The sequence below is a fragment of the Pseudomonas nabeulensis genome (assembly GCF_004682045.1).
Lineage (GTDB): Bacteria > Pseudomonadota > Gammaproteobacteria > Pseudomonadales > Pseudomonadaceae > Aquipseudomonas > Aquipseudomonas nabeulensis.
This window is the reverse complement of record NZ_QUZT01000076.1, coordinates 16,263-28,782: the sequence shown is the minus strand read 5'-3', so window position 1 is coordinate 28,782 and position 12,520 is coordinate 16,263. Positions and strand designations below refer to the sequence as shown.

The window sequence follows — 12,520 nt, the reverse complement described above, 5'->3', positions numbered from 1 at the left end:
GAGTACACCGCTGATCCCTGTGGGAGGGGGCTGCATCAGGCAGAGGAAATAGGCACGCCCCAGTCCATCACCAACGATAGGTAACCGACCCCAACAAGCTGCGTTCATCACCGTAACGGCAAGTGGTGTTGCAATACAGGTACTTCTTGTCGAACAGGTTTTGCGCCTTGGCTTGCACTTGCCAATGGGCATCCAGGTCGTAGCTGATCAGCGCATCCACCAGCGTATACGCCGGTAGCTTGCCGTCGTAGACACTCGGCGTGGTGCGGGTGGTGCCGGTGTAGCGCGCGCCGCCGCCGATGCGGACTTTCTCCAGGCCCAGGCTGGCCAGGCGGTAGCTTGCCCACAGGCTGGCGCTGTTGTAGGGAATGCCTTCGATACGTTTGCCGACGTTGCTCGCGGTCTGGTCTTGCAGCACATGGGTGTCGGTGTAGGCGTAGCCGGCGCTCAGTTGCAGGTTGTCGGTGAGGTTGCTCTTGGCTTCCAGCTCCACGCCTTTGGTGCGGGTCTTGCCGTATTGCACGTAGGTGTTGGTGAGGCTGTCCAGGCTCAGGGAGTTGTCCTGGTCCAGGCGATACACCGCCGCGCTGAGCAACGTGTCGCTGCCGGGCGGTTGGTAGCGCAGGCCCACTTCGTACTGTTCGCCTTCCAGTGGCGCAAAGGCATTGCCGAACGCCGGGTTGCTCACGCTGGCCGGCTGGAAGGACTGGCTGTAACTCACATACGGCGCCAGGCCGTTATCCGCCAGGTACACCAGGCCGACCCGGCCGGTGGCTTTCTTGTCGCCACGGGTGGCGCGGGCGTCGGTGGCGAAGGTGGTGGTGACGCTGTCGGCCCAGTCCTGGCGCCCGCCCAGCAGCAGGACCCACTTATCGTTGTAGGTGATCTGGTCTTGCAGGTAGACGCCGGCCTGGGTGCTGTGCAGATCCGAGCCGCTGTCCGCGGCGGTGTTGGCGCCCACGCCGGTGTATTGCAGGGTGGCCAGGTTCAGCGGTGGCGCCAGTTGTGCCACGGTGGCGCTGATGTAGCGATGGGAGTCGTAGGTCTTGTGGTAGTAGTCCACGCCCACCAGCAGTTCATGACGCCAGGCACCGCTGTCGACGGTGTAGCTGAGGTTGTTGTCGGTGGTCCAGCCGGTGGAGCGCTCCTCGCGGTCGCTGTAGCGGCGGCTCAATTGCGTGCCGGAAATGGCCACCGGGATCAGGTAGCTCCAGTCGGTATTGGCCTGGAAGTAGCGCAGGCTGTGGTTCACTTTCAGTTGATCGCTGAACTGGTGTTCGAACAGATAGCCCAGGGTATCCATGCGGTTGTTGAAGTGGTCGTAACCCGGCTCGCCGACGAAATCATTTCGCCCGATCTTGTAGCCGGGCGTATTGCTGTAGCTGCTCATGTGGTAGCTCATGGGCGGTGAGAAACCGGTGTAGGTTTCCTGATGGCTGGCCAGCACGGTCAACGCGGTATCGTCGTCGGGTTTCCAGGTGATGGCCGGCGCGATGTAGCGGCGGTCGTCGTCGATGTGATCGACCTGGGTGCCACTGTCACGCCACAGGCCGGTGAGGCGATAGCTGAGCTGGCCCTGGTCATCCAGTGGGCCGCCGAGGTCGAGGGTGTACTGGCGGCGGTTGTAGTTGCCCAGTTCAACGCCCACTTCGTGCAACGGCGTGTCGGTGGGGCGTTTGCTCACGGTATTGATCATGCCCCCCGGCGACAGCTGGCCGTACAGGACCGAAGACGCGCCCTTGAGCACCTCGATACGCTCCAGGCCATAAGCCTCGACACTGCCGTCGTAGGGGTTGGACTGCAGTTTCATGCCGTCGCGCAAGATACCGCCGGTGCCGGCGCCCACGTTGAAGCCGCGCAAGGTGTAGTCGTCGGCGGTACGGCTGAAACTGCTGGGCTGGCTGCTGAACCCCGGCGTGTACTTGAGCGAGTCCGACAGGTTGTCGCTTTTGCGTTCGTCCAGTTCGGCGCGGGTCACCACCGACACCGATTGCGGAATCTTCACCAGCTCGGTGCGGGTCTTGGTGCCAGCACTGGAACGCTGGGCGACGAAACTCTGGTTGTCCTCGTCAGCCTGCGCGCGGGTGCGGCCGTCAATGTTGATGGCCTCCAGCGTGACCCCATCACCACTGGCCGGCTGCACGCTCAGGGCGCCGCTGGCGGTGATGCGCACGCGCAAACCGGTGTCTTGCAGGGCGTTGCTGACCGCTTGCGCTGCACTCAAGTGACCACGCACCGCTTGGGCCTGGCGCCCGTCGACATCGGCGGGAATAAACAGCACCTGGCGCCCGCTGGCCTGGCCGATCTGGATCAACGTATTCGCCAGCGAACCTGCGGGCAGGTCGAAATCTTGTGCGGGTTCAGCGGCCAGGGCGGCACAGCTCAGCAGGCAGCCGCCGAGCAACAGCGGGAAAAAGGTGTTCGGGTGCATGGCGTGGACTCGATAAGGCTCTGGACAGGGCGCATGTCGCGCGTTTCTGTCTGGTCTGTAGCGTGAGCGCGCGATTTTTTAAGGGCGGTTTGAAAATAAATTCACGCGTGGTCGATGCGCGTCCACAGGCCCAGGTAAGACACCACCGCCAGCGGCAATACGTCTTTGAGCGCGGCAAGCGCCTGGCGGCTGTCATCCAGGTTGAACACCCCGGAAATGCGCAAGGCCGCCGCACTGGCCGATACGTGCAGCAGTCCCGCGTGATAGGGCCGCAGGTGGTCGATCACCTGGCCCAGCGTTTGGTCATGCACCTCCAGCAAACCATGGGCCCACGCGCGTTCGTCGATATAGCCCTGGGCAATCGGTTGCCACGCCTGGCCGTCGAACCCCAGGCCCTGGCCTGCGACTAAACGCTGACGGGTGCCCGGCGTGCGCCATTCCATCTCGCCCTCCAGCGCCCACACTTGGCCCGTGCCCGCTTGAAGGCTGAGCAGGCAGCGCCCGCCATTGAGCCGGGCTTCGCCCCACGGGCACTGCAACACAAAGGGCCGCGTCGGGTCGTTGTGCACCCGGGCCTGCACGGCGCCACGCAATAGCTGCACGGTGCGGTGGGCGGGGCTGAAATTCAGGTCCACGGCGCTGCGGGCGTTGAGCAGCAGGGAGGAACCATCCTCCAGCGTGAAGCGTCGACGTTCCGCCGTGGTGGTGCGCAAATCTGCGCCCCAGCGTTCGTGGAGCGGGCCGCCGCGCAGGGTCAGCAGCGGCGTGCCCATCGTCACTGCGCCCACCGCCAAGGCTCCGCGTAACAGGCGCCGTCGGCTGTGGTTGACGGCGCTGAGCGCCTGGCGCGAGCCTTGTTGCTGGGCGAGGGGCACAAGTGTGCGGTCCAGTTGGCGGGTAAGCCCGTGCCAGGCGTCACGGTGGCTGGGGTCGGCGTTCAGCCAGTGCTCGAACTGCGATTGGGCCGGCCCATCGAATGCGCCCGAACCGCGCCGCGCATACCACTCGATAGCTTGCGCCACCGCAGGCGGCAGGCCGCTCACGGCTTGGCCAGGTAACAGGCGGTCAGGCCCTGTACCACGTATTGATGCACCCGCGTGACCGACACGCCCAGCTCGCCGGCGATACAGGCGTAGGTGCGGCCATCGAGCTGGCTGTACAGGAACGCCATGCGGGCTTTCGCGGACAGGCCGTCGAGCAGGCGGTCGATTTCCATCAGCGCTTCGATCACCAGCCAGTGTTCCTGGGGCGAGGGCGCCACGGCTTCGGGCAGGGTGGCCAGCACGTCGAGATAGGCGCGTTCCACATCGTTGCGCCGCCAGCGGGCAAACACCAGGCGCTTGCCGATGGTGCTCAACAGCGCGCGAGGTTCACGGATGGTGTGGGGGTCGGGCATCGCCACCACTTGAGCGAAGGTTTCCGCCGCCAGGTCGGCCGCGTCTTCACGGCACCCCAGGCGCAGCCGCAGGCGTTCCAGCAGCCAAGGGTGGTGGTCGCCAAACAGGCGGTGCAGGGTCGCATTGCGCGATGGCGAGCAGGAAGAAGGACTGAGCAACACGGTTGACGCCACCTGGTGAATGACAACGATTCTCAATGGTGGCGTTATTGAGAATTTATTGCAAGATCTTACATCGGCACTCTTACATCCGCACAAACGCCACGCTAAACCGCGTGCCCGCTTGCGCGGTGGAACTCACTGCGACATCACCGCCATGGGCCCTGGCCAACTCCCGCACGATATACAGGCCCAAACCCACACTGCGCACATCGCTGCCTTGCTCGGTGCCACGGGTCATCGGTTCGAACAGTCCGGCCAGCAGCGTCTCGGGAATCACCGCACCATGGTTGTGTACCGACACCTCGCACTGGCCGTCACCCAGCCGCGACGTAATGCTGATCGGCCGTTGCAAGTCGCCATAGGCCACGCTATTGGCCACCAGGTTGCCGATGATCTGCTGCACGCGGTCGGCGTCCAACGTGGCGGCGCCGCTGCCGATGGCGTGGTGTTCCAGGAGCGCTGTGGGGAATGCCACGCGCAGTTCGTCCACGGCCTGGTGTGTCACCGCGTGCAGGTCCAGGGGCGCCGCCTTGATCGTAATGCCCTGGCCGACCCGCGCCTGGGTGAAGTCCAGCAGGTCGGCGATCATGCGCTGCGCACGCTCGGACGACTGGCCGATATGCCCGAGCAACTGGCGCTCCTTGGCGCTGCGTTCGCCCCGGTTGAGAAAGTCCGAGGCCATGCGGATCGCTGTCAGCGGGTTTTTCAGGTCATGGCTGACAATCGCCACCATCTGCTCGGCAAACATCGCGCGGCGCTGGGCGATGGCATAGGCCTCGCTCAGTTCTGCCTGGGCTTGCTGGAGGGCCAGCTCGGTGGCGGTTTTTTCCTGGAGCAGGGCTTCGGCCAGGTTGCGCGCGTTGAGCAGTTCGCGCTCGTACTTGTCGCGATCGGTGGTGCCGAACAGCGCCAGGTCGTACACGGTGCCGCCAGCACGTTCACGCTTGAGGCCGTTGAGCAACACGGTGACCTTGTGGCCGTCGCGGTGCAGCATGTCCAGCTTCACCTCGGTGATACGCCCGTGCATGCGCAGCATCGGCGACAGGTGAGTCTGGTGGAAGATGCGCCCGCCCATGGTCAGCAAATCCTGGAAGCGCCGCCCGCACAGCTCTGCATTACTGAACCCCAGCCACTCGCCGAACCGTGCATTGGCTTGCAGGATCGTGCCGTCCTCCGCCGTGGCGGCCAGGGCACAGGCGGCGTTGTCGAACAGTTCAGCCGGCATGGGCAAAGGGCGCCAGAAAGGTTTGCATTGCCGCTGCGCAGGCCTGCGGCGCGCTCATGTGCGGGCAATGGCCGACGTTGTCTACCAGGCAGTAGGTGCTGTTGGGCAATACACGGTGCAGGTATTCGCCGACGGCCACCGGGGCGATCAGGTCGTCGCTCGATTGCAGGATCAACACCGGTGTGGCCAGGCCGATCACGTCCTGGCGGTTGTCCGACATAAACGTCACGCGGGCAAATTGCTTGGCGATCTCCGGCTCCGTGCGGCAGAAACTGTCGGTGAGGGTTTCGCTCAGCGCTGGCTGCCCAGGCGCGCCCATGATCACTGGGGCCATGGCGCTGGACCAGCCGAGGTAGTTGCTGTCGAGGGTGTCGAGCAGGTCTTCGATGTCGGCCAGTTTGAAGCCGCCCACGTAGCCGTCGGCATCGATATAGCGCGGCGACGGACCGATCATCACATGGGCGGCCACGCGTCCGGGGGCCTGGCGGTCGGCGAGGGCGGCGATCATCGCGCTTACCGAATGGCTCACCAGGATCACCGGACCCACGGCGAATGCGTCGATGATCTCGTTCAAGTCGCGGGCGTAGCCGTCCAATGCGCTGTACTTGGCCTTGTCGAAGGCGTTGAGGTCTGACAGGCCGGCGCCCACCAGGTCGTACATCACCACGCGAAAGCGCTCACAGAACTGCGGCGCCAATGCATTCCACATGGCCTGGTTGCAGCCGAACCCATGGGAAAACACCAGGGTCGAAGTCCCGTTGCCCATTACTGTGACGTTGTTGCGCTGGCGTAGGTCCATGGGTTGTCCGTTTATGGCGTTTTGCTATGCGAGAAGGAGTGTAGATAGTCAACGACGCGGGGTCACGCGATATAGCGTGGATAGGGTAAAGTCGGCGCCTTCAGGAAGAAACTTCAGGTAACAAATATGCTGCGTGGGTTGCGCCAATCCGTCTTGAGTCTGCTGGTGTTGATGGTCGCCAGCCTGTTTATCCACGCCCAGGCGGACACCTCGCCCATCGGCGTCGCCCTCGACCAGCGGGTGATCGACCTCACCAACACCCTCGACGCCGACACCACCACCGGTCTGAAACACCAGCTCGCCGACCTGGAACAACGCAAAGGCGCGCAAATCGCCGTGTTGCTGGTGCCCACCACCGGCGGTGCCACCCTCGAAGACTTCGCCAACCAACTGTTCCGCGCCTGGAAACTGGGGCGCAAGGACGTCAACGACGGCATCCTGCTGGTGGTGGCCAAGCATGATCGTAAAGTGCGTATCGAAGTGGGCTACGGGCTGGAAGGCACGGTCACCGACTTGCTCGCCCATCGCATCATCGAAGAACACCTCACCCCGGCGTTTCGCCAGGGTGATTTTGCCGGTGGCATCGGTCAGGGCGTGAGCGACCTGATCGTGCTGGTGGACGGCGGCGACCTGCCCAAACTCGCCGAGCCCTCGTTGAACCCGCAGTTCATTACGGTACTGCTGGCCTTTATCGTCGGCGCCCTTGGCGGCGTGCTGATCGCCGCCGGCAAACTGCATTGGCGCCGCGCCCTGATCGCCACGGTGGCCATCGGGGTGCTGTTGGCGATTTTTGGCGGTGGCCGCGACTGGGGGGCGTTCCTGCTGGTGCTGCCGCTGACGATGCTGATCGGCGGCGCCACATTTGGCGCGCTGTGGCAGGCGCGTACGTTTTTCTATTGCGTGCTGGGGTTGCTGGTTTACATCGGCGTGTTGGTCACGGTGAACCAGTACACCGACGTGAGTTTCCTGCACTGGCTGGCGTTTCCATTGCTGGGGTTGGTGGTGCTGGGTTTGTACCTGATCCTGTTCATCGTCATGAAAGACGCCTGGCAGAAAAGCCGCACAGGGTTCACGGCAAGGCTGCTGGCGGCGGGGGCGGTGTATGTAGCGGCGGGAGCGCTGATGGAACTGGGGCGCTATGGCTGGCTGTATGCGTTCCCGATCGCCTCGTTCGCGGCGTTGTTTATTTTTGGCAAGGTGGGCACGGGGTCGGGGTCGGGCGGGGGTTCCAGTTCGGGGTCGGGGAGTTCCGGTTCCAGCAGTAGCTCCTCGGGAGGGGGTGGGTCCAGCGGCGGTGGCGGGGCTTCCGGGAGCTGGTAGGGTGATTCTACGCGAGCGAACCATCGCTTATGGCATGCCCTGTAGGTCCGGCCTCTTGGGCATACGAATCGCATTGCTGCTTTGGGTGAGCGCGCAATATGCCGACTGCTCTGGCCAATCCTTTCGCCCCATGTTGATCAGACTGGTCGGGCACAACAACAGCACATCACCAAAGGAAAACAGCGGGAACGCTGACACCAGTGGTTGATTGCGCACGGTCTCGACGGGCCCCCAAACCTGTGTGTCGAAGTCTTCTTTGGCATAGGTTTTTGTCAGCATGTACCGCGCTTCCACCGAGTCTCGAACATTCATGACTTGCGCTGCTGAATAAACGATTGCAGCTAAAACCCCCGGTGAAATGCTGATGACCATCGTTCCGGTCACGATCACTGCCACCAGGAACAGGCTCAGGCGTTTGAACAGATCGGTCTTGCTGACATAGAAGACCACTACCGGCAGCAGCGTGATGCTTGCTGCGAACATCGAGATAAGCATCAGCCGATTAAGGGCATCAGGTGTGTCTTCACCAATGTAGGCTTTCAGGATCAGGCTGGTTGAGAACACTGAGCAAGCCACTGTGCTGAAGAGCAACGCTGACAGCATCAACATGAACCAGCCACGTAGCGGCCAACTTTTGGCATTGCCGGGGCCGGGCATAGCTGCACTGATGTCGACGGCACGTCTGAATGTCGTGCTGGCAAGCAATGAACCGGGTGCCGCAAACATGAACAGTATCATCCAGAACCATCGATAGCCCTGGCTGAGGTTAGGCCATCCAAAGATCAGCCAGAGCAAACCAACGATGCCTGCCATCGTCGGTAGTAACAGGATGACTGCCAATCGAGACTGCAGGGAAACCACGTTATTGAACAGCGACACAGTGAGCCCGAACAGCACTGTGGTCGACAGCAGAATCAACAGGTACAGCGCCAGCATTCCGATCACTGTGGCGAGCCAGGGGATCAGCGCTGATTTGGCTTCAAGCGCGGCGGCCATGACATCCGGGCGTCCTATCGCAGTGGCGTAGGTCGACAGTGTATAAAAACCCAACAAAGTACCTAGCCCCGTAAAAATGACGCTGAGCGGAGCCCAATAGGTCAGCACCCGTTTCAGGTTTTTTTTCAAGGCTTGTTGGAACGTCAATGGTCTGGCCTGGATCACGGCTGGGCTACCTCCCTGGTGTTTAACGGGTGTATTTCAGGGACGACCATCAAGCTCCATCACCATCTCATGCCACGCCATCCCACCATGATCCGACGCCGAAGGCTGCACATAGCGATAGCCCATGCGCTCGTACAGCGGCACATGGCGGTCCTTGCACATCAGGTGAATGGTGTGTTTGCCCATGTCGCGCATGCGCTGTACGAACTCGGTCATCAGGGCCGTGGAGTAGCCCTTGCCCTGATGCGCCGGGTCGACCACTACCGACATGATCACCACGTTGGGCGCATCGGCCGAGTGGCCCACCAGTTCCTTGAACGCTTCGTCCGACATCACCACGTCATAGGCGCAACCGCCGTTGATGAAGCCTATGACTTCGCCATTTGCCTCCAGGACCAGAAACCCTTCGGGGTACAGCGCGATACGCGTGGCGATTTTTTCCAGGGTGGCGGCTTCGTCGCCTTCGTAGGCGCTGGTTTCGATCTTAAAGCAGCGCACGGCGTCGGCGGGGCGGGCGTTGCGGAAGGTGAGGGTGGGCATGGGGATTTCCTGGGGCGTTGAGCGAGGTGGAGCATGATAGCGGTGTGCTCTCAACTGTGGGAGGGGCTTGCGAAGACGGCCTATCAGGCGACCAAGTTCTATTGGATGTACATCGCTTGTAGTGAGCGGGCTTGCCCCGCGCTGGGTGGCGAAGCCGTCCCAAATCCAGACACCCCGGCCGATCTGACACACCGCATTGCCTGGGTTGGGGCCGCTTCGCAGCCCAGCGCGGGGCAAGCCCGCTCACTACAGATGACACCTGTGCCCCCCAACGATTTTTTTCACCCATGACGCAATGCACCTCCTTTTCCGTGGTCCCTACCCTGACTCCGCAAAAGGACAGGCCCCATGTCGCTACGCTCCACGCTCTGCCTGCTGACCCTGCCGTTGTTCGCAGGCTGCCAGTATTTGCCCCACACCGATTACTTCACCGCCCCTGAAAACGAGCCCAACCCCGCCTGGATTCGCATCGTCAACTTCACCCAACATGACGACCTGTATCAATACGAAAACGGTGTGCGCACCGGCGGCGTCATCCGCACCGGGCCGTTGCCGTTCATTCATACACAGGATAAGGGCATGCCCAAAGCCGGGCAAAACCTCACGTTTGACTATTACGAAACACAGATCCGCCCCGGTATCGAAACCCACGTGGGGATGTACTGGGAGGGCTCCCGCACGAAAAGCTGTTATGTCGTCACCCAGTTCACGCCCCAGGCTGGGCGCTATTACCAGTTCAAGATGACCTCTGGCTCATCAGGCACCTGCACGTTGTACCCGTCGCTGATCGAGCGCGACAAAGACGGCGACGGCTGGCACCTCACGCCAAACCCCGACGTGACGTACAAGAGAGACGGGCCCACGGCCAAGACCCGCTACAACAATAGCCTCTTCGAGAATCCCGATTACCATCCACCCGAGAGCCTCTATCCCGGCATGGATGTCAGGTAACGTGGCTGGCGAGCATAAATCCATGGGTGTCAAAAATGACTGGCTAAGGCTCGGCGAACGAGCATCGGAAGACCTGTTCGCCTGGGCGGCGTTTGTCGCGCAAACGGAGTTCCTGTGGCAAGACAAGGGTCTGGTCGAGGACGCCGACGCTTGGCAGCGAGTCTGGTTTGAACTGGAGATCATCAACGGGCTGGCGTTGGCGCAATGGGACGAGCAGGGGCGGCCGGAGGATTGGTCATGCTGCTGGAACGAAGCGTATCGACAAGAAGCACGCGCCCTGGCAGCTGAGTTGGTGGCGTTGATTTGTGATGCAGATTCGTCTGCCTGTTGAATATACGAGGTCAATATGGGTTATCACGTTTGTCATAGGTACGGTGCCATGGAGTCGGATCCTGGCGTACACACATTCCCGGAGCTTCTCGCCGAACTGAAAACCCGCCCTGAGGATGAGGAACATGCAGAGGTTTCAGTGACCAACGACGAAGAGTGGTGCATCGCGGTGAACCTGTCAGGCACCGCCACCTTTGAAAACCTGGAGTCCGGCGAGCCTCGCCATATGAAGCAAGTTCCAGAGGGCAAGGTCCTGGAATTGTGGCGCTTATTGGCCGAAGGAGACGTTGCGACCCTTGAGCAAGAGCTGTGGTTGCCGGGCTACGCCTGAGTTGGCGGGCCTGTCCTGCAACTGAGTTTTACCGGATGTAGATTGCTCTAATGTGGGAGGGGGCTTGCCCCCGATGGCGGTCTGTCGGTGTACATATCCGTTATTTGGGTAACGGCTGCTTATGGTTCCGCCCTTACGGCGGCTCACTTTTGAAGAGCGCAAAAGTAAGCAAAACGCTTCGCCCCACCACTCGGCACCTCGCCTAGGCTCGGTGTGCCCGCACTCCGGCTTGAATCCGTGGGCCGCCGTCATGGGCCATCCTTGGCCCAGGACGGCTAACCCGGCGTCCTGCCGGGTTACCCACGGATTCAAGCCTGCGTTCGGCCAGCGTGGTTTAACGGGGCGCCTAAGATCAAAAGCAGATCAAGATCAAGATCAAGATCAAAAGCAGAGCAACATCTTCAAAAACCAGAAAACCCGCCTAAGCGGGTTCCCTCAACGCTCACACACCCTCAACTCGCAGTCGGCGCCCCAAACCCTCGCCGTTCAATCACCGCAAACACATCCGCCACATCCTGGACCATGATCCGGGCAGTATTGGCGACGGTATTGATATCATGCTCGGCATAGTCCGACACGTTGGAACAGGCCATCAGATGCAGATAGGCGAGGGCAGCGTTCAAGCGCTCGCTGGCGCACGCATGCAACTCGTTGAGTGGGGCGTCGCTGTCGATCAACAGGACGGGGTAGTCGGTTGCGGTTTGGGACATGGGGGTGAAGCGGCGGGGCGGGTTTTGAGTAGTCATAAGGTTCGATTCTATTTGGGAAAAAAGAATGGCCACCTTGCTGCTGCGAAACAGACTTGGGTGGCAACTGTGCGCGGGTTCGCAGACCAGGAAGAATCACCCCCGGCAGACCCGAAGGTCTCCCACGCACAGCCGCCATAAACAAGACGCGAGCGAACTCCGCCTGAGGGTCTGATGACTGTGCAGGTTGATTCTATTCTGTAGGGCTGCGAAACCCTGTCGCCAGCCAATGCCAGCGACGGGCCGAACTATAAGACGGGCTTAAACGGGGTGCAACCATGAGGATGTTTCAACGCCGCGATAAGGCGTCAAACATCGCGGGCGGTGGTTGCTTCAACGCTATGCAATCAGCATCATCAGCCTTCGACAAGGAGACGTCCCCATGCCCAACCCCGTGCTTCATCTCATGACAGGCAAAATCGCCTCCGGCAAATCAACCCTGGCCAAAAGCCTCGCAGCCGAGCAATCGGCCATTCTGCTGAGTGAGGATCAGTGGCTCTCACGGCTGTACCCTGATCAGATCAAATCCATCACCGACTATGTGCGCCTTGCACGGCAGATCCGCGAGGTGGTGGGCCCGCTCGTTATCGATCTACTGAGGGCTGGTGTGACGGTGGTCTTGGATTTTCCTGCCAATACACCTCAAGACCGACAATGGTCGCGCGGCCTGGCTGATGCTGCCGAGGTTTCCCATTGTGTTCACTACGTAGAGGTGGACGATGACACCTGTCGTGCCAGGTTGCATCTTCGCAACCAGCGTGGGGAGCATGAGTTTGCGGCGACTGATGCGGAGTTTGATGTGATCAACAGTTACTTTTGTGAGCCGGATGAGGGGGAGGGGTTGCGAATTGAAGTTCATCGGGGTTGATGGGTAGGGGCATTGTGAGATTGGCTAATCTGGAATGCCGTTTTTTGGCTGTTTACTGTCACCCCATAACAGGCACCTATCGGTCAGAAGCAGCCTTCCTGAGTTTCGCGTTCTACACATAGCGACCGCTCAAGCGCTTATAGGGGCGCTTTGAAGGTTCAAATCTATCTTTAGTCTAGCCGTCTAAGCATAAGCTTTGTCTGCCATCGGATGATGGTGCGCCCTGTGTAGCATGATTGAGCAAACTACGCGACCTACTA

General features: G+C 61.2%; 13 protein-coding genes. 5 read left to right on the top strand and 8 right to left on the bottom strand.

Translation table 11 applies throughout. The features are described from left to right. Positions 1 to 67: 67 nt before the first annotated feature. The 5 genes from DYL61_RS27160 to DYL61_RS27140 all read right to left on the bottom strand — a co-directional run bounded on the left by DYL61_RS27160 (position 68) and on the right by DYL61_RS27140 (position 6,013). Entirely contained in the window at positions 68 to 2,431 is a 2,364-nt protein-coding gene (locus DYL61_RS27160) for a TonB-dependent siderophore receptor (RefSeq protein WP_135310899.1), read from the bottom strand. Between the two features lie 101 nt (positions 2,432 to 2,532). After that, positions 2,533 to 3,474, bottom strand: coding sequence for a FecR domain-containing protein (locus DYL61_RS27155; protein ID WP_238704615.1), 942 nt, complete (start codon positions 3,472 to 3,474; stop codon positions 2,533 to 2,535). Beyond that, positions 3,471 to 3,986 carry a sigma factor-like helix-turn-helix DNA-binding protein gene (locus DYL61_RS27150; protein WP_374956549.1) on the bottom strand — a complete coding sequence of 172 codons (516 nt, stop codon included), beginning with the start codon at positions 3,984 to 3,986 and terminating at the stop codon, positions 3,471 to 3,473. The genes DYL61_RS27155 and DYL61_RS27150 overlap by 4 nt, the downstream gene beginning before the upstream one ends. 85 nt (positions 3,987 to 4,071) lie before the next feature. Next, positions 4,072 to 5,214 carry a PAS domain-containing sensor histidine kinase gene (locus DYL61_RS27145; protein WP_135310897.1) on the bottom strand — a complete coding sequence of 381 codons (1,143 nt, stop codon included), beginning with the start codon at positions 5,212 to 5,214 and terminating at the stop codon, positions 4,072 to 4,074. Continuing rightward, positions 5,204 to 6,013, bottom strand: coding sequence for an alpha/beta fold hydrolase (locus DYL61_RS27140; RefSeq protein ID WP_135310896.1), 810 nt, complete (start codon positions 6,011 to 6,013; stop codon positions 5,204 to 5,206). Before DYL61_RS27140 ends, DYL61_RS27145 begins: the two co-directional genes overlap by 11 nt. 126 nt (positions 6,014 to 6,139) lie before the next feature. Here DYL61_RS27140 and DYL61_RS27135 point away from each other — a divergent pair, with 126 nt between their 5' ends. Continuing rightward, entirely contained in the window at positions 6,140 to 7,333 is a 1,194-nt protein-coding gene (locus DYL61_RS27135) for a TPM domain-containing protein (RefSeq protein WP_135310895.1), read from the top strand. Between the two features lie 27 nt (positions 7,334 to 7,360). Here DYL61_RS27135 and DYL61_RS27130 read toward each other — a convergent pair whose 3' ends face one another. Next, positions 7,361 to 8,494 carry a hypothetical protein gene (locus DYL61_RS27130; RefSeq protein ID WP_135310894.1) on the bottom strand — a complete coding sequence of 378 codons (1,134 nt, stop codon included), beginning with the start codon at positions 8,492 to 8,494 and terminating at the stop codon, positions 7,361 to 7,363. A gap of 36 nt (positions 8,495 to 8,530) precedes the next feature. Further along, positions 8,531 to 9,034, bottom strand: a complete 504-nt coding sequence (locus tag DYL61_RS27125) for a GNAT family N-acetyltransferase (protein ID WP_135310893.1) — start codon at positions 9,032 to 9,034, stop codon at positions 8,531 to 8,533. A 348-nt stretch (positions 9,035 to 9,382) separates the two neighbouring features. Here DYL61_RS27125 and DYL61_RS27120 point away from each other — a divergent pair, with 348 nt between their 5' ends. The 3 genes from DYL61_RS27120 to DYL61_RS27110 are packed head-to-tail and all read left to right on the top strand — an operon-like array spanning position 9,383 to position 10,646. After that, positions 9,383 to 9,985, top strand: coding sequence for a hypothetical protein (locus tag DYL61_RS27120; RefSeq protein WP_135310892.1), 603 nt, complete (start codon positions 9,383 to 9,385; stop codon positions 9,983 to 9,985). Positions 9,986 to 10,007: 22 nt separating this feature from the next. Beyond that, the gene (locus DYL61_RS27115) at positions 10,008 to 10,316 is read left to right on the top strand and encodes a hypothetical protein (RefSeq protein WP_135310891.1); all 309 of its coding nucleotides are present in this window, start codon (positions 10,008 to 10,010) and stop codon (positions 10,314 to 10,316) included. Positions 10,317 to 10,364: 48 nt separating this feature from the next. Beyond that, positions 10,365 to 10,646 (top strand): hypothetical protein, encoded by a 282-nt coding sequence (locus tag DYL61_RS27110; RefSeq protein ID WP_135310890.1) that lies wholly within the window; start codon positions 10,365 to 10,367, stop codon positions 10,644 to 10,646. Between the two features lie 452 nt (positions 10,647 to 11,098). On the opposite strand, the gene DYL61_RS27095 is transcribed toward DYL61_RS27110, so the two are convergent. Beyond that, positions 11,099 to 11,392: a fructose-bisphosphate aldolase gene (locus DYL61_RS27095; RefSeq protein WP_135310888.1), complete on the bottom strand. Its 294-nt coding sequence runs from the start codon at positions 11,390 to 11,392 to the stop codon at positions 11,099 to 11,101. A 382-nt stretch (positions 11,393 to 11,774) separates the two neighbouring features. Here DYL61_RS27095 and DYL61_RS27090 point away from each other — a divergent pair, with 382 nt between their 5' ends. Continuing rightward, on the top strand, positions 11,775 to 12,260 hold the full coding sequence (locus DYL61_RS27090) for a P-loop nucleotide/nucleoside kinase family protein (protein ID WP_135310887.1): 486 nt from the start codon (positions 11,775 to 11,777) through the stop codon (positions 12,258 to 12,260). Positions 12,261 to 12,520 lie beyond the last annotated feature (260 nt).

Excerpts from the sequence above, each read along its gene's own strand:
- DYL61_RS27120 (WP_135310892.1), top strand. The coding sequence starts at position 9,383 with ATGTCGCTACGCTCCACGCTCTGCCTGCTGACCCTGCCGTTGTTCGCA.
- DYL61_RS27140 (WP_135310896.1), bottom strand. The coding sequence starts at position 6,013 with ATGGACCTACGCCAGCGCAACAACGTCACAGTAATGGGCAACGGGACT.
- DYL61_RS27110 (WP_135310890.1), top strand. The coding sequence starts at position 10,365 with ATGGAGTCGGATCCTGGCGTACACACATTCCCGGAGCTTCTCGCCGAA.
- DYL61_RS27095 (WP_135310888.1), bottom strand. The coding sequence starts at position 11,392 with ATGACTACTCAAAACCCGCCCCGCCGCTTCACCCCCATGTCCCAAACC.
- DYL61_RS27090 (WP_135310887.1), top strand. The coding sequence starts at position 11,775 with ATGCCCAACCCCGTGCTTCATCTCATGACAGGCAAAATCGCCTCCGGC.
- DYL61_RS27125 (WP_135310893.1), bottom strand. The coding sequence starts at position 9,034 with ATGCCCACCCTCACCTTCCGCAACGCCCGCCCCGCCGACGCCGTGCGC.
- DYL61_RS27135 (WP_135310895.1), top strand. The coding sequence starts at position 6,140 with ATGCTGCGTGGGTTGCGCCAATCCGTCTTGAGTCTGCTGGTGTTGATG.
- DYL61_RS27115 (WP_135310891.1), top strand. The coding sequence starts at position 10,008 with ATGGGTGTCAAAAATGACTGGCTAAGGCTCGGCGAACGAGCATCGGAA.
- DYL61_RS27145 (WP_135310897.1), bottom strand. The coding sequence starts at position 5,214 with ATGCCGGCTGAACTGTTCGACAACGCCGCCTGTGCCCTGGCCGCCACG.
- DYL61_RS27160 (WP_135310899.1), bottom strand. The coding sequence starts at position 2,431 with ATGCACCCGAACACCTTTTTCCCGCTGTTGCTCGGCGGCTGCCTGCTG.